Raw genomic sequence first — 16,766 nt, 5'->3', positions numbered from 1 at the left:
ACGCCCGGTTACATTCCGAACCCGGAAGCTAAGCCTTTCAGCGCCGATGGTACTGCAGGGGGGACCCTGTGGGAGAGTAGGACGCCGCCGAACAACCCGCCCTTTTAGCTCAGTCGGTAGAGCGTCTCCATGGTAAGGAGAAGGTCAACGGTTCGATTCCGTTAAAGGGCTCCAAAGAGAAAGGCCCCCGCCATTTGGCGGGGGCCTTTCTGCGTTTGTGGGTCCGTGTGGTGTCTGTCAAGTCCCGACTTTCCGGGCCATGACCAGGGTCGCGCCTCGGGGCGCAATGGGTTCACGGGAGCCCTTGCTCCGCGAACCGAGGAAGGACCCTCTCATGAGCGTGAACACGAACATCGCATGGATCCGACGCTTCGTCCTCCGGGTCGTGACGGCCCGGGCCGGCGTTGCCGGCGGAGGTTGTGTGTCGTCGTCGGTGCCCTTCGAGCCCGGTCCCGTGGCCGAGGGCGTCGAGTCGGGTGCCGGGGCGGCCTCCGCGCCTCCTTGGGCTTCGGAGATGGCCGCACCGTCATTCATGATCGTGTCGCCGCGATTGCCGCGGCGGTGATCAGTCGCTCGTGCGCTGGTGGGGGACCCGGAAGGCCAGGATGGCCATGTCGTCCGAGGCGGGTTCCGCCGCGAAGCGTTCCACGGCGCGCAGGACGCGGGAGGCCACCGCGCCCGCGGTGAGGCCCGTGCAGGTGGTGAGGACCTCGGTCAGGCCGTCGTCGCCGAGCATGCGGGTGCCCTCGCGGCGTTCCGTCACCCCGTCCGTGACGCACAGCAGCACGTCGCCCGGATCGAGGGTCAGCGTCTGCTCGTAGAGGTCGAGGTCGTCGATGACGCCCAGCAGGGGCTGGGGCTCCGCGGCCGCGAGGACCTCGCCGTTCGGACGCAGGCGCAGCGGGAGCGGGTGGCCCGCGCAGACGACCTTCATCAGGGCCCCGCCGTCCGGCTGGGGGTGCAGCTCGCCGTACAGGAGGGTGAGGAAGCGGCTGCGGGCGCCCTCGTCGAGGATGGCCGCGTTCAGGCGCTGGAGGACGGCGGGGCCGCCCAGGCCTTCGCGGGCCAGGAGGCGCAGGGCGTGCCGGGCGAGGCCGGTGACCGCGGCGGCCTCGGGGCCCGTGCCGCAGACGTCGCCGATGGCGAAGCCGTACGCGCCGTCGCGGATCGGGAAGACGTCGTAGAAGTCGCCGCCCACCTCGTTGCCCTCGCCGGCCGCGCGGTAGATGACCTCGACCTCCATGCCGGGGATCGCGGGGGAGCCGGGCGGCAGCAGGCTGCGCTGGAGCGAGCGGCTGATCGCGGTGCGCTCGGAGTAGAGGCGGGCGTTGTCGAGGGCCAGGGCGGCCCGGCGGGAGAGGTCCTCGGCGAGTTCGAGGATCTCCTGGCGGAAGTGTTCCTCGGAGGGCTTGCCGAGGGTGAGGAGTCCGATGACGCGGTTGCGGGCGAGGAGCGGCAGGACCACGGTCTCGCCGCCGACGGCGAGGGAGGTCTCCGGCCAGGGGCGGGCGCCGGCCTCGCGGACCGGTTCGGGCGGGCTCACCCGGGAGAGCAGGGCCTTGAGGGCGTCGATGCGTTCCTCGTCCTCGTGGAGCACGTACGAGAGGTACGGGTCGGAGGACTGGTCGGCGATCGTGTAGACGGCGCACCAGGTGGCGAGGGTCGGGACGGTCATCTGGGCCATCAGGGCCAGGGTCTGGTCCCGGTCGAGGGTGCCGGCCAGCAGGTCGGAGGCCTCGACGAGGAAGGACAGGGAACCGCGCCGCAGGCGTTCCAGCTCGCCGAGGCGGGCGGATTCGACGGCCAGGGCGATGCGGTCGGCGGCGAACTGGAGGCGCAGGGCCTCCTCGTTGGTGTAGCGGCCCGGGATCTCGGCGGCCACGCCGAGGGAGCCGGTGAGCCTGCCCTCGACCTTGAGGGGGACGGTGACCGCCGAGCGCATGCCGGTGGACTCCAAGAGCGGCACGGCGCCGGGGACGACCGCGAGGTCGTCGTGGACGGCGGGCATGCGGGCGGAGCCGTACCGGTTGGTGCCGGCCTCGACGGGGACGCGGGCGAACCGCTGGCGCGTGGAGGGCAGGCCGGTGGTGGCGCGGACCTCGAGTTCCGTTTCGTCGTCCGTCGCGAGGAGGAGGAAGGCGGAATCGGCGTCGAGGAGGTCGCGGGCCCGTTCGACGGTGCGCTGGAGCAGGGCGTCGAGGTCGTCGGGGGCGGGAGAGCCGATGAAGACCTCGAAGGGGTCCACGGGTCGGGGCTCGGTGAGCTGGGTGCTGTCGCCGGCGGGTGCGCGCACGGGGGTCTGCAGCAGGGCGCGCTCGTCGTCGTGGACGAGGAGGCAGACGATGGACGGCTCGCCGTGGGCGTCGCGGACCCGCAGGTGGGAGGCGTAGACGGGGATGACGCGGCCGTCCGCGCCGCGGACGCCGTAACTGCCCTCCCAGCGCGAGAGCCGCAGGGCCTCGGCGACGCCGGTTCCCGTGCCTGGGGTCTGCGGCCAGGCGGCGAGCTCGGCGAGCGGACGGCCCAGGGCCTTCTCCGCTGGGTAGCCGAAGATGTGCTCCGCGTCCTCGTTCCAGGCGCTGATGCGGTCGGCGGAGTCGATCTGGAGGACGGCCACGCGGACCCGGCTGTCGGCGAGCGGGAGCAGGCGGTCGGGCACGACCGGGCCCGCGGAGCGGGTACCGACCGGCCGGTCCGGGAGGTCGAGCCGGAACCACACGTGCTTGTGGGTGGCCGTGTACTCGACGCCCCAGCGGGTGGCGAGGGCGGCGCAGAGCATCAGGCCGCGGCCGTTCTCGCGGTCGGGGTCGGCGTACGGGCGCTGGCCGGGGTGCTGGAGCGGGAGCTCGCGCTCCGGGTAGCGGTCGGCGACCTCGACGCGCACTCCGTCCCCGGAACGCAGGCACAGGACCTCGGCGCGGGTTCCGGCGTGGACCACGGCGTTCGTGACGAGCTCGCTGGTGAGCACCACCGCGTCGTCGACGATGTCCGCGAAGCCCCAGCCCTGCAGCGTATCGCGGACGAACGCGCGAGCGGCGGCGACGGATCGCCCGACGGGATCGAAACTGGCAGCCGCCCGTGCCGTGATCACTGGTCTCCTTCGACGCGGTTGGACATCGAGTGCCAGGTTACTTACCTTCGCGGTCGGCATGGTGCCTCCGTCCGGGAATCCACCCGGAGGGTACGGCGGGTATGCGATGGTGCCGAAGTGTTATGGCCGGGTTCGGCCAGGGTGAAACACTGGGCAGGCTTGCGGAACCGGCTCGTGAGGAGTCAGGTGTCCGGTGGAACGGCGGTCGACCCTTTCGGGAGGGACACGGTGGAGTCTGGCGCAGCGGTGCGGCGTACAGGGACGCGGCCCAAGGGCGGGCGCCCGCGGCGCGGCGACACGACCGAGGTCGATACGGCTGCCCTGAACCGGCTGCTCACGGCACTGGTGTCGATGCGGGACGGGAACTTCCGCAAGCGCCTGACGGTGTCCGGCGAAGGCGTGATGGCGGAGATCGCCGCCGTCTACAACGAGGTCGCCGACCGCAATCTGCACCTGACGGGGGAGCTCTCCCGGGTCCGACGGATGGTGGGCCGCGAGGGCAAGCTGAGCGAACGGCTGGAAACGGGTGCCTGCGAGGGCTCCTGGGCGGCCGCGATCGACGCCTCGAACCAGCTGGTGGACGACCTGGCGCGGCCGGTGTCCGAGGTGGGCCGGGTGCTGTCGGCGGTCGCGGAGGGTGACCTCGACCAGCGGATGGACCTGAGGACCCAGACCCCGGAGGGGGTGGGGCATCCGCTGCGCGGGGAGTTCCTGAAGGTCGGGCGCACGGTCAACAACCTGGTCGACCAGTTGTCCGCGTTCACCGACGAGGTGACGCGCGTGGCGCTGGAGGTCGGTACCGAGGGCAAGCTCGGTGGTCAGGCCCAGGTACGCGGAATGTCCGGTTCCTGGAAGGATCTGACCGACTCCGTCAACACGATGGCGTACCGGCTCACCGCTCAGGTGCGTGACATCGCCCTCGTCACGACGGCGGTCGCCAAGGGCGATCTGTCGCGCAAGGTCACGGTGCACGTGGCCGGCGAGATGTTGCAGCTGAAGAACACCGTCAACACGATGGTGGACCAGCTGTCCTCCTTCTCCTCCGAGGTGACCCGCGTCGCCCGCGAGGTGGGCACGGAGGGCGAGCTGGGCGGCCAGGCGAAGGTGCCCGGGGTCGCGGGCGTGTGGAAGGACCTGACCGACTCCGTCAACACCATGGCCGGCAACCTGACGGCCCAGGTGCGCGGCATCGCGCAGGTGACGACGGCGGTCGCGAACGGCGACCTGTCGCAGAAGGTACGGGTGAGCGCGCGGGGCGAGGTCGCGCAGCTGGCCGAAACGATCAATCAGATGACCGAGACGCTGCGGACGTTCGCGGACGAGGTCACGCGCGTGGCGAGCGAGGTCGGGGCCAAGGGTCTGCTCGGCGGCCAGGCGCAGGTGCCGGGTGCGGCGGGTACGTGGAAGGACCTCACCGATTCGGTGAACACGGTCTTCCGCAACCTCACCACGCAGGTGCGGGACATCGCGCAGGTGACGACGGCGGTCGCCAACGGCGACCTGTCGCAGAAGGTCACGGTCAACGTGGCCGGCGAGATGCTGGAGTTGAAGAACACCGTCAACACGATGGTGGACCAGCTCCAGTCCTTCGGTGCCGAAGTGACGCGAGTGGCCCGTGAGGTCGGCGTCGAGGGTGAACTGGGCGGCCAGGCGCAGGTGCCGGGTGCGGCGGGTACGTGGAAGGACCTCACCGATTCGGTGAACACCGCCTTCCGCAACCTCACCGGGCAGGTCCGCAACATCGCCCAGGTGACGACGGCGGTCGCCAACGGCGACCTGTCGCAGAAGGTCACCGTGGACGTCTCCGGCGAGATGCTCCAGCTGAAGAACACCGTCAACACGATGGTGGACCAGCTGTCCTCCTTCGCCGACCAGGTCACGCGGATGGCGCGGGACGTGGGTACGGAGGGCCGACTGGGCGGCCAGGCCAGGGTCGAGGGGGTGTCCGGCACGTGGAAGGAGCTCACCGACTCCGTCAACTTCATGGCCGGGAACCTGACTTCCCAGGTGCGCCAGATCGCCCAGGTCACCACGGCCGTAGCGCGCGGTGACCTGTCGCAGAAGATCGACGTGGACGCGCGCGGCGAGATCCTGGAGCTGAAGAACACCATCAACACGATGGTCGATCAACTCTCGGCCTTCGCCGAGCAGGTGACCCGGGTGGCCCGGGACGTGGGTACGGAAGGCCGGCTCGGCGGTCAGGCGCAGGTGCCGGGCGTGGCCGGTGTGTGGCGCGACCTGACGGACTCGGTGAACGGCATGGCCGGGAACCTGACCTCGCAGGTGCGCAACATCGCGCAGGTCGCGACGGCGGTCGCGCGCGGTGACCTGTCGCAGAAGATCGACGTGGACGCGCGCGGCGAGATCCTGGAGCTGAAGAACACCCTCAACACCATGGTCGACCAGCTCTCGAACTTCGCGGAGCAGGTGACGAGGGTGGCCCGCGAGGTGGGCACCGAGGGCATCCTGGGCGGTCAGGCCGAGGTCAAGGGTGTCTCCGGCACCTGGAAGGACCTCACCCAGTCCGTCAACTTCATGGCGAACAACCTGACCTCGCAGGTGCGCAACATCGCCGAGGTGACGACCGCCGTCGCCATGGGCGATCTGTCGAAGAAGATCACGGTCGACGCCAAGGGCGAGATCCTGGAGCTGGTGACCACCGTCAACACGATGGTCGACCAGCTGTCCTCCTTCGCGGAGCAGGTGACCCGGGTGGCCCGCGAGGTGGGTTCCGAGGGCATCCTGGGCGGTCAGGCACGGGTGCGCGGCGTGACCGGCATCTGGAAGGACCTGACCGACAACGTCAACCTGATGGCCAACAACCTGACCTCCCAGGTGCGCAACATCTCCCAGGTCTCGGCGGCGGTCGCCAACGGCGACCTGACGAAGAAGGTCACGGTCGAGGCGCGCGGCGAGGTCGCCCAGCTCGCGGACACGGTCAACACGATGGTGAAGACCCTCTCCTCCTTCGCGGACGAGGTCACGCGCGTGGCCCGCGAGGTGGGTACGGAGGGCCGGCTGGGCGGTCAGGCGCACGTGCCGGGCGTCTCGGGGACCTGGAAGGACCTCACCGACTCGGTGAACTTCATGGCCTCCAACCTCACCGGTCAGGTGCGGCAGATCGCCATGGTCACGACCGCCATCGCCAAGGGCGACATGACCAAGAAGATCGACATCGACGCCCGCGGCGAGATCCTGGAGCTCAAGACCACCATCAACACGATGGTCGACCAGCTGTCCTCCTTCGCCGACCAGGTGACCCGTGTCGCCCGCGAGGTGGGCACGGAGGGCATCCTGGGCGGCCAGGCGCGCGTCCGGGACGTCGACGGCACCTGGCGGGACCTGACGGAGTCCGTGAACGAGATGGCCGGGAACCTGACCCGGCAGGTGCGCGCCATCGCGGCCGTGGCCACCGCGGTGACCCGCGGCGACCTGAGCCTGAAGGTCGACGTGGACGCGGCGGGCGAGATCCAGGTCCTCCAGGACAACATCAACACGATGATCGTCAACCTGCGCGACACCACCCTGGCCAACAAGGAGCAGGACTGGCTCAAGGGCAACCTCGCCCGGATCTCCGCCCTGATGCAGGGCCGGCGGGAGCTCGACGACGTGGCCTCGCTGATCATGAGCGAGCTGACCCCGGTCGTCTCCGCGCAGCACGGCGCCTTCTTCCTGGCCCTGCCGGCCGGCGGCTCCACGGAGATCGGGACGGAGGGCGGCGCGGACGGCTCGTACGAGCTGCGGATGCGCGGCAGCTACGCGTACGCCGGGGGCCAGGTGCCCACCTCCTTCCGGCCGGGCGAGGGGCTGATCGGCACGGTCGCCGAGGAGAAGCGGACGATCCTCGTCGAGAACACCCCGCCCGGCTACCTGAAGATCTCCTCGGGGCTCGGCGAGGCGCCGCCCGCGCACGTGATCGTGCTGCCGGTGCTCTTCGAGGGGAAGCTGCTCGGCGTCATCGAGCTCGCGTCCTTCACCCCGTTCACGCAGATCCAGAAGGACTTCCTCAGCCAGATCGCCGAGATGATCGGCACGAGCGTCAACACCATCAGCGTCAACTCCAAGACGGAGATGCTGCTCAAGCAGTCGCAGGAGATGACCGAGCAGCTGCGCGAGCGGTCCGACGAGCTGGAGAACCGGCAGAAGGCCCTCCAGGCCGCCAACGCGGAGCTGGAGGAGAAGGCGGAGCTGCTGGCCCGGCAGAACCGGGACATCGAGGTGAAGAACACCGAGATCGAGGAGGCCCGGCAGGTCCTGGAGGAGCGCGCCGAGCAGCTCGCGGTCTCGATGCGCTACAAGTCCGAGTTCCTGGCGAACATGTCGCACGAGCTGCGCACCCCGCTCAACTCGCTGCTGATCCTGGCGAAGCTGCTCGCCGACAACGCGGACGAGAACCTCTCGCCGAAGCAGGTGGAGTTCGCCGAGACCATCCACGGCGCGGGCTCCGACCTGCTCCAGCTGATCAACGACATCCTCGACCTGTCGAAGGTCGAGGCGGGGAAGATGGACGTCTCGCCGACCCGGATCGCCCTCGTGCAGCTGGTCGACTACGTGGAGGCCACCTTCCGGCCGCTGACGGCGGAGAAGGGCCTGGACTTCTCGGTGCGGGTCTCGCCGGAGCTCCCGGCGACCCTGCACACGGACGAGCAGCGGCTGCTGCAGGTGCTGCGCAACCTGCTGTCGAACGCGGTGAAGTTCACCGACACCGGGGCGGTGGAGCTGGTGATCCGGCCCGCCGGGACCGATGTGCCGACGGCGATCCGCGAGCAGTTGCTGGAGGCCGGTTCGCTGCGGGAGGCGGACGCCGACCTGATCGCCTTCTCGGTGACCGACACCGGGATCGGGATCGCGGCGAGCAAGATGCTGGTGATCTTCGAGGCGTTCAAGCAGGCCGACGGGACGACCAGCCGCAAGTACGGAGGCACGGGTCTCGGCCTGTCGATCAGCCGGGAGATCGCCCGGCTGCTCGGCGGTGAGATCCACGCGGCCAGTGAGCCCGGCCGCGGGTCCACCTTCACGCTGTACCTGCCGCTGCACCCGAGCGAGCTGCCCCCGCAGGGGTACGCGCCGCCCACGCCCGGCGGCGCGCGGGGTGAGCTGTACCGCAGGCCGTCCGAGGGGGCGCGGCCCGCGCTGCCGCAGGCGCCGGCCGCCTCCGTGCCCGTACCGACGGTGCACGCGCAGCATGCCCGGCCGGGGCTGCCCGCGGCGGAGCCGGCGGGGCAGGGCTCCTCGGCGCTGTTCCGGAGGCGGCGCAAGAGCCTGCCCGAGCCGCTGCCGAGGGCGGAGGCGCCGGGCAGGCCGGACGTCGACGCGTGGGGCCTGGAGGAGGCGCTCCCGGTCCCGCCGCGGGCGTACGACTTCCGGGGCGAGCGGGTGCTGATCGTGGACGACGACGTACGCAACGTCTTCGCGCTCACGAGCGTGCTGGAGCAGCACGGGCTGGCGGTGCTCTACGCCGAGAACGGGCGGGAGGGCATCGAGGTCCTGGAATCGCACGACGACGTGGCGGTGGTGCTGATGGACATCATGATGCCGGAGATGGACGGGTACGCGACGACGGCCGCGATCCGGCAGATGCCGCAGTTCGAGGGGCTGCCCATCATCGCGCTCACCGCCAAGGCGATGAAGGGCGACCGGGAGAAGGCCATCGAGTCCGGTGCGTCCGACTACGTCACCAAGCCGGTCGAGCCCGACTACCTACTGTCGGTCATGGAAGGGCATATGCGCGGAAAGTGATCAACGTGCGGACGTGATCGGGAGGCGCAGGGGGGAACCTTCTGCCCTCCCACCACGTTTCCGCATCGTGCACAGTGACATCTTGGTGACAGGGTGTGGCGATCTCGGGACTGGGGCTACGATGACCGGCACAAGGACGGACGGCGTAAGGATGCCGTCCTCTGGGGCGGGGCCCGGCGGACAGGCCGGAGCCTTGAGCCGGGGAGGCCCCATGCCGGGGCGAGGAGGACAGGGCATGGTGCAGAAGGCCAAGATCCTCCTGGTCGACGACCGGCCGGAGAATCTGCTGGCGTTGGAGGCCATCCTCTCCGCGCTCGATCAGACACTGGTCCGGGCGTCGTCGGGGGAGGAAGCGCTCAAAGCGCTGCTGACGGACGATTTCGCGGTCATCCTGCTGGATGTCCAGATGCCGGGAATGGACGGTTTCGAAACGGCCGCGCACATCAAGCGGCGGGAACGGACCCGGGACATCCCGATCATCTTCCTCACCGCGATCAACCACGGTCCGCACCACACGTTCCGCGGCTACGCGGCCGGTGCGGTGGACTACATCTCCAAGCCCTTCGACCCGTGGGTGCTGCGGGCAAAGGTCTCGGTGTTCGTGGAGCTGTACACCAAGAACTGCAAGCTGCGGGAGCAGGCGGCGCTGCTGCGGCTCCAGTTGGAGGGCGGCGGTTCCAACGGCGACGGCAGCAAGGAGACGGCCGGTCTGCTGGCCGAGCTCTCCGCGCGGCTCGCGGCGGTCGAGGAGCAGGCCGAGGCGCTGACCAAGCAGCTCGGCGAGGATTCGGCCGATGCGGGCGTGGTGGCGACCGCCGCGCACCTGGAGCGCAAGCTCACCGGACTGCGCAGGGCCCTGGACGCGCTGGAGCCGGGCGCCGGGGGAGCGGTGCTCCCCGCGCAGGGCTGAGCCGGGGCGTTGCCCGCCGCCGTGCCCGGGTTCGGACCCGGGTGCCGGCGGGCCGCAGGACCCGGGGCGCCGCCGTGCGCCCGGAGCCTCGCGAAGCCGCCCCGGGGCGCGGGCTGAGGCTTCGTCAGGTTTGGCGGGGTGTCAAAGAGCCTACGGGGCACGCGACACGAACGGGTGAAGGGGTGGGCACGCGTGTCCACCGGGGCGCGCACCGGTAATCTCGGGCCCATGGCCTCAAGTACGTCCGGCAAGGGTTCCCAGAGCACCGCGGGCACCGCGAAGAGCCGCACCGGCCGTACGACGGCGCCGGCGAAGAAGGCGGCTCCCGCGCGCAAACCGCCCGCGAAGAAGGCCGCTGCGGGCAAGCGCGCCCCGGTGAAGAAGGTCGCGGCCAAGCCCGCACCGTCCCCGACCGGGGGCGTGCTGCGGCTGGTGCGTGCCGTGTGGCTCGGCTGCGCGCACGCGGTCGGGGCGGTCTTCCGCGGGATCGGGCAGGGGGCCAAGAACCTCGACCCCGCCCACCGCAAGGACGGCGTCGCGCTGCTGCTGCTCGCCCTCGCGCTGATCGTCGCCGCCGGAACCTGGTCGAATCTGAGCGGGCCCGTCGGGGACCTGGTCACCATGCTGGTCACGGGCGCCTTCGGACGGCTGGACCTGCTCGTGCCGATCCTGCTCGGTGTGATGGCGGTGCGTTTCATCCGCCACCCCGAGCAGACCGATGCCAACGGCCGCATCGGCATCGGCCTCTCCGCCCTCGTCATCGGCGTGCTCGGCCTGGTCCACATCGCCTGCGGCGCTCCCGGCCGTGACGAGGGCACCACCGCCATGCAGAACGCGGGCGGGCTCATCGGCTGGGGCGCCTCGAAGCCGCTGATCTTCACCATGGGCGCGCCGCTGGCCGTGCCCATGCTGGTGCTGCTCACCGTCTTCGGGCTGCTCGTCGTCACCGCGACCCCGGTCAACGCGATCCCGCAGCGGCTGCGCCGGCTCGGGATCAGGCTCGGGATCATCGCCCCGAACGAGTACGACGAGGCGTACGGGGACGAAGAGGGCGCGGCCCCGGCGCGGCGGGACCGGCACGACGCCGAGCAGTGGCGGGCCCGTTCGGGCGCGGCCGCCGGCTCCGGCGATCCCGCGGACGCCGCCGAGGAGGAGGCGCTTGCCCGGCGCAGGCGCCCGCGCAGGGCCCGGCCGTCCATGGAGCGGGAGATGGACGCCGTGGACGTGGCCGCCGCGGCCGCCGCGGCGCTGGACGGCGTGGTCTACGGCGGACTGCCGCCCTCGCCCCTCGTCGCCGACCTCACCCAGGGGATCACGCCCGAGCGGGAGGGCGTGGAGGTCACCGCTCCCGTGCCGCCCGCCCGCGAGGAACGCCCCGTACCGCAGGCCGCTCCCGCCGGGGCGCCGCAGGCCGACGTGCCGCCCGCCGAGGCGCCGCACGCCACCACGGCCGCGGCCTCCGGGACGCTGTCGGTGCCCGATCTGACCAAGGCCCCGCCGGAGACCCAGCCGCTCCCCCCGCGCGCCGAGCAGCTCCAACTGCGCGGCGACATCACGTACTCCCTGCCCTCGCTGGACCTGCTGGAGAAGGGCGGGCCCGGCAAGACCCGCAGCGCCGCGAACGACGCGGTCGTCGCCTCGCTGCGCAACGTGTTCACCGAGTTCAAGGTCGACGCGGACGTCACCGGCTTCACCCGGGGCCCGACCGTCACCCGGTACGAGGTCACGCTGGGCGCGGCGGTCAAGGTCGAGCGGATCACCGCGCTGACGAAGAACATCGCCTACGCGGTGGCCTCGCCGGACGTCCGCATCATCAGCCCGATCCCGGGCAAGTCGGCGGTCGGCATCGAGATCCCGAACACCGACCGGGAGATGGTCAACCTCGGTGACGTGCTGCGGCTCGCGGACGCGGCCGAGGACGACCACCCGATGCTGGTGGCGCTCGGCAAGGACGTCGAGGGCGGCTACGTCATGGCCAACCTCGCGAAGATGCCGCACGTGCTGGTGGCCGGCGCCACCGGCTCCGGCAAGTCCTCCTGCATCAACTGCCTGATCACCTCGATCATGGTCCGGGCCACGCCGGAGGACGTGCGGATGGTCCTCGTCGACCCCAAGCGGGTCGAGCTGACGGCGTACGAGGGCATCCCGCACCTGATCACGCCGATCATCACCAACCCCAAGCGGGCCGCCGAGGCCCTCCAGTGGGTCGTGCGCGAGATGGACCTGCGCTACGACGACCTGGCGGCCTTCGGGTACCGGCACATCGACGACTTCAACCGGGCGATCCGGGACGGCAAGATCAAACTGCCGCCGGGCAGCGAGCGCGAGCTCAGCCCCTACCCGTACCTGCTGGTGATCGTCGACGAGCTGGCCGACCTGATGATGGTGGCCCCGCGCGACGTCGAGGACTCGATCGTCCGCATCACCCAGTTGGCCCGCGCGGCCGGCATCCACCTGGTGCTCGCGACCCAGCGTCCCTCCGTGGACGTGGTGACCGGTCTGATCAAGGCGAACGTGCCCTCGCGACTCGCCTTCGCGACCTCCTCGCTGGCCGACAGCCGGGTCATCCTCGACCAGCCGGGCGCGGAGAAGCTCATCGGCAAGGGCGACGGGCTGTTCCTGCCGATGGGCGCGAACAAGCCCGTACGCCTCCAGGGCGCCTTCGTCACCGAGGACGAGATCGCCGGGATCGTGCAGCACTGCAAGGACCAGATGGCGCCCGTCTTCCGGGACGACGTCACCGTCGGGCAGAAGCAGAAGAAGGAGATCGACGAGGACATCGGCGACGACCTGGACCTGCTGTGCCAGGCGGCGGAGCTGGTGGTCTCGACCCAGTTCGGCTCCACCTCGATGCTCCAGCGCAAGCTGCGCGTGGGTTTCGCCAAGGCCGGTCGGCTCATGGACCTGATGGAATCGCGCGGGATCGTCGGCCCGAGCGAGGGTTCGAAGGCGCGCGACGTGCTGCTCAAGGCCGACGAGCTGGACGCCGTGCTCGCCGTCATCCGCGGCGAGACCGGACCGTAAGCAAACGGCGGGCAACCGTTTCCCTTGGCCCCGCGTCAAGTTGAAGGGAGGGGAGCTCCCCCCGCCATTCGGATGGCGTAGGAAGTGCACCCTCCGGTTGCTCCACCCTTTCGTAACCCCCCTAGACTGGACATCCAGCAGGTGGCTACACGCTCGAAAGGCGCCCTCGTGTCCATCGGCAACTCCAACTCCCCCGAAGAGAAGCGGCCTTCGACCGACGACCGGTCCGAGGACCGCATCGTCGAACGTACCGTCGAAGGACCGTCCATCGGGACGGCCCTCAAGAAGGCCCGGATCGCCGCCGGGCTGACAGTCGACGAGGTCAGTTCCACCACCCGCGTGCGCATCCCGATCGTGCACGCGATCGAAGAGGACGACTTCACGCGGTGCGGCGGCGACGTCTACGCCCGCGGTCACATCCGTACGCTCGCCCGCGCCGTACACCTCGATCCGGCACCCCTGGTCGAGGCCTACGACGCGGCCCACGGCGGCCGGCCGGCACCCACCCCCGCCGCGCCGATGTTCGAAGCCGAGCGGATCCGCCCCGAACGGCAGCGGCCCAACTGGACCGCCGCCATGGTCGCCGCCATCGTCGCCGTCATCGGCTTCGTGGGCTTCACCGCCTTCAGCGGCGGCGACGAGAAGGGCAAGCGGCCCGTGGCGGAAGGTTCCGCCTCACCGAAGCCCGCGCCCAAGCAGAGCGGCGGAAAGCCCGCCGCCCAGCCCCAGCAGACTCCCGCGGCCCCGCAGGCACCCAAGCCGGAGCCTTCGGACAGCGCCATCGCGGCGGCGCCGAAGGACATCGTCACGGTCGTCCTGACGGCCGAGAAGGGCGAGAGCTGGATCTCCGCGAAGGACCACAGCGGCCGGCTGCTCTTCGACGGCACCCTCGCGCAGGGCGAGTCGAAGACCTTCACGGACAAGGAGTCCGTCGACCTCGTGCTCGGCGACGCCGGGGCCGTGAAGCTGTTCGTGAACGGCAAGGAGATCAAGGACGACTTCCAGTCGGGCCAGGTGGAACGTCTCACATACACCAAGCAGGACCCGCTCCAGAATCAGCCCCAGGCGGGCTGAGCCCTGACCGCCCTAGGGCGGAACGCATTGATCCGGATCCCCGGGGTGCCCTTCCGCACCCCGGGGATCTTGATGTAAGGGGACTTGGGGCCGGGGTCGGTGCCGGGACGAAGTAGTCTTGAGTCCATGCCCGAACGCCGTACCGTCGCCCTTGTCACTCTTGGCTGCGCCCGTAACGAGGTGGACTCGGAGGAGCTCGCAGGCCGCTTGGCGGCGGATGGCTGGGAGCTCGTCGAGGACGCCGCCGATGCGGACGTAGCCGTCGTCAACACCTGCGGCTTCGTCGAAGCCGCCAAGAAGGACTCCGTAGACGCCCTCCTGGAAGCCAACGACCTCAAGGATCACGGCAAGACCCAGGCCGTCGTCGCCGTCGGCTGCATGGCCGAGCGCTACGGCAAGGAACTCGCCGAAGCGCTCCCCGAGGCCGACGGAGTCCTCGGTTTCGACGACTACGCCGACATCTCCAACCGCCTCCAGACCATCCTCAACGGTGGCAGCGTCGAGGCCCACACGCCGCGCGACCGCCGCAAGCTCCTTCCGATCAGCCCGGCCGAGCGCCAGGACACCGCCGTGGCCCTGCCCGGCCACGCCCAGGAGCCGGCAGCAGCCCCCTCGGACCTCCCCGAGGGCCTCGCGCCCGCCTCCGGGCCGCGCGCGCCGCTGCGCCGCCGCCTCGACAAGAGCCCCGTGGCCTCGGTCAAGCTGGCCTCCGGCTGCGACCGGCGCTGCTCCTTCTGCGCCATCCCGTCCTTCCGCGGCTCGTTCATCTCCCGCCGCCCGAGTGACGTGCTGGGCGAGACGCGCTGGCTCGCCGAGCAGGGCGTCAAGGAGGTCATGCTGGTCTCCGAGAACAACACCTCGTATGGCAAGGACCTCGGCGACATCCGTCTGCTGGAGACCCTGCTGCCCGAGCTGGCCGCCGTGGACGGCATCGAGCGCGTCCGCGTCAGCTACCTCCAGCCCGCCGAGATGCGCCCGGGCCTGATCGACGTGCTGACCTCGACCCCCAAGGTCGTGCCGTACTTCGACCTGTCCTTCCAGCACTCCGCCCCCGACGTGCTGCGCGCCATGCGCCGCTTCGGTGACACCGACCGCTTCCTGGAGCTGCTGGACACCATCCGCTCCAAGGCCCCGCTGGCCGGCGTGCGGTCCAACTTCATCGTCGGCTTCCCCGGCGAGACGGAGGCCGACTTCGCCGAGCTGGAGCGCTTCCTCACCCACGCCCGCCTCGACGCCATCGGCGTCTTCGGCTACTCGGACGAGGACGGCACCGAGGCCGTCGGCTACGAGAACAAGCTGGACGAGGACACGATCGCCGAGCGTCTCGCGCACATGCAGCGGCTCGCCGAGGAGCTCACCTCGCAGCGCGCGGAGGAGCGGATCGGCGAGACCCTCGAGGTGCTCGTCGAGTCCGTCGAGCCCGTCGGCGGCGACGACGAGGACGAGGTCGGCGCCTACGGGCGCGCCGCGCACCAGGCGCCGGAGACCGACGGCCAGGTCGTCTTCACGGACAGCACGGGCCTGGTCCCCGGGCGCATCGTCACCGCGAAGGTGGTCGGCACCCTGGGCGTGGACCTCGTGGCCGAGCCGCTGGGCCTGGAACTCGAGGAGGCGGCCGGATGACCGGAGTCCCGGCATCTGCGGCGGGCGGGACCGGCCGCCGGCCCGCGCCCGGCGCGAAGCTGGGGGCCGCGGCCGTCAATCAGGCCAGCCTGTGGAACATCGCCAACATCCTGACGATGGTCCGGCTCGTGCTGGTGCCGGGATTCGTCCTGCTGCTGCTCGCCGACGGGGGTTACGACCCCGTCTGGCGGGCGTGGGCGTGGGCGGCGTTCGCCGTCGCCATGATCACGGACATCTTCGACGGGCACCTGGCCCGGACGTACAACCTGGTCACGGACTTCGGCAAGATCGCCGACCCGATCGCCGACAAGGCGATCATGGGGTCCGCGCTGATCTGCCTGTCCTGGCTGGGAGACCTGCCGTGGTGGGTGACCGGGGTGATCCTGGGCCGGGAGCTCGGGATCACGCTGATGCGCTTCTGGGTGATCCGCTACGGAGTGATTCCGGCCAGCCGGGGCGGCAAGATGAAGACCCTCGCCCAGGGCACGGCCGTGGGCATGTACGTGCTCGCGCTGACCGGGGCGCTGGCGACGATGCGCTTCTGGGTGATGGCGCTCGCCGTGGTGCTGACCGTCCTCACCGGTTTGGACTACATCCGACAGGCGGTCGTACTGCGCCGCAAGGGTCTCGCGGCGGAGCGGGCCGCGGCGTGACAGGGGTGGCGGGGGAGAGTGCCGGGAATTCCGCGGGGGCGGGATCCGGTGCGAGCGCCGTCGCGGTGGCGACGGAGGTGTTGCGACTGCTCGCGGAGAGTGACCAGACCCTCGCCGTGGCGGAGTCCCTGACCGGCGGCATGGTGGCCGCCGAGCTCACGGCCGTCCCGGGGGCCTCCCGATCCTTCCGCGGCTCGGTCACGGCGTACGCCACGGAGCTCAAGCACCGGGTCCTGGGAGTGGACGCGGGGCTGCTCGCGGCCGAAGGCGCGGTGAACGCGCAGGTCGCGGAGGAGATGGCGGCCGGAGTGCGGCGGGTGCTCGACGCCTCGTGGGGGATCGCGACCACCGGAGTGGCCGGTCCCGACCCGCAGGACGGGCAGCCGGTGGGCACCGTCTTCGTCGCCGTGGACGGTCCGGCGGGCAGGAAATCGGCTCGGCTGAGGTTGAACGGCTCCCGTGCGGAAATCCGTAGGGAGAGTGCACGCACAGTGCTCGAACTTCTCTCAAGCCAACTCCGTGAGAATGCGCGGAGGCAGGATACGGAACAGAACGGGGGGATTTGATGTTTGCAGCCCTGAGTGAACACGACATCGCTCCCCGCACGGCCGCGGCGCGAGGCGGTACGGTGGGGCGTGAAGGATGCGGCTAC

General features: G+C 70.7%; 8 protein-coding genes, 1 tRNA gene and 1 rRNA gene. 9 read left to right on the top strand and 1 reads right to left on the bottom strand.

All coding sequences use genetic code 11. From position 1 onward, the window contains the following. Positions 1-93 (top strand): 5S ribosomal RNA (gene rrf, locus ACFYYJ_RS33420); the annotation flags it as partial. A gap of 5 nt (positions 94-98) precedes the next feature. Then, positions 99-174: transfer RNA gene (locus ACFYYJ_RS33415), tRNA-Thr, on the top strand. A 391-nt stretch (positions 175-565) separates the two neighbouring features. Here ACFYYJ_RS33415 and ACFYYJ_RS33410 read toward each other — a convergent pair. Further along, positions 566-3,151: a SpoIIE family protein phosphatase gene (locus tag ACFYYJ_RS33410; RefSeq protein WP_389137892.1), complete on the bottom strand. Its 2,586-nt coding sequence runs from the start codon at positions 3,149-3,151 to the stop codon at positions 566-568. 168 nt (positions 3,152-3,319) lie between these two features. Here ACFYYJ_RS33410 and ACFYYJ_RS33405 point away from each other — a divergent pair, with 168 nt between their 5' ends. The 7 genes from ACFYYJ_RS33405 to ACFYYJ_RS33375 all read left to right on the top strand — a co-directional run bounded on the left by ACFYYJ_RS33405 (position 3,320) and on the right by ACFYYJ_RS33375 (position 16,680). Next, on the top strand, positions 3,320-8,830 hold the full coding sequence (locus ACFYYJ_RS33405; protein WP_385130139.1) for a HAMP domain-containing protein: 5,511 nt from the start codon (positions 3,320-3,322) through the stop codon (positions 8,828-8,830). A 235-nt stretch (positions 8,831-9,065) separates the two neighbouring features. Then, positions 9,066-9,740, top strand: a complete 675-nt coding sequence (locus tag ACFYYJ_RS33400; RefSeq protein WP_384748433.1) for a two-component system response regulator — start codon at positions 9,066-9,068, stop codon at positions 9,738-9,740. A 228-nt stretch (positions 9,741-9,968) separates the two neighbouring features. Then, positions 9,969-12,764 carry a DNA translocase FtsK gene (locus tag ACFYYJ_RS33395; RefSeq protein WP_385364993.1) on the top strand — a complete coding sequence of 932 codons (2,796 nt, stop codon included), beginning with the start codon at positions 9,969-9,971 and terminating at the stop codon, positions 12,762-12,764. 168 nt (positions 12,765-12,932) lie between these two features. Beyond that, entirely contained in the window at positions 12,933-13,838 is a 906-nt protein-coding gene (locus ACFYYJ_RS33390) for a RodZ domain-containing protein (protein ID WP_385130135.1), read from the top strand. Positions 13,839-13,964: 126 nt separating this feature from the next. Then, complete coding sequence (gene rimO, locus ACFYYJ_RS33385) at positions 13,965-15,461, top strand: 30S ribosomal protein S12 methylthiotransferase RimO (protein WP_385130133.1); 1,497 nt, start codon at positions 13,965-13,967, stop codon at positions 15,459-15,461. After that, complete coding sequence (gene pgsA, locus ACFYYJ_RS33380) at positions 15,458-16,114, top strand: CDP-diacylglycerol--glycerol-3-phosphate 3-phosphatidyltransferase (RefSeq protein ID WP_384729618.1); 657 nt, start codon at positions 15,458-15,460, stop codon at positions 16,112-16,114. Before rimO ends, pgsA begins: the two co-directional genes overlap by 4 nt. 65 nt (positions 16,115-16,179) lie before the next feature. Beyond that, the gene (locus tag ACFYYJ_RS33375) at positions 16,180-16,680 is read left to right on the top strand and encodes a CinA family protein (protein WP_384748493.1); all 501 of its coding nucleotides are present in this window, start codon (positions 16,180-16,182) and stop codon (positions 16,678-16,680) included. The last annotated feature ends 86 nt before the right edge of the window (positions 16,681-16,766 follow it).

It is taken from the genome of Streptomyces sp. NPDC002467 (assembly GCF_042889825.1).
GTDB lineage: Bacteria > Actinomycetota > Actinomycetes > Streptomycetales > Streptomycetaceae > Streptomyces.
The sequence above is the reverse complement of the archived record's forward strand: the minus strand, read 5'-3'. Positions and strand labels throughout refer to the sequence as shown.

Coding starts and splice junctions, on each gene's coding strand:
- pgsA (WP_384729618.1), top strand. CDS start 15,458: ATGACCGGAGTCCCGGCATCTGCGGCGGGCGGGACCGGCCGCCGGCCC.
- ACFYYJ_RS33395 (WP_385364993.1), top strand. CDS start 9,969: ATGGCCTCAAGTACGTCCGGCAAGGGTTCCCAGAGCACCGCGGGCACC.
- ACFYYJ_RS33400 (WP_384748433.1), top strand. CDS start 9,066: ATGGTGCAGAAGGCCAAGATCCTCCTGGTCGACGACCGGCCGGAGAAT.
- rimO (WP_385130133.1), top strand. CDS start 13,965: ATGCCCGAACGCCGTACCGTCGCCCTTGTCACTCTTGGCTGCGCCCGT.
- ACFYYJ_RS33410 (WP_389137892.1), bottom strand. CDS start 3,151: ATGCCGACCGCGAAGGTAAGTAACCTGGCACTCGATGTCCAACCGCGT.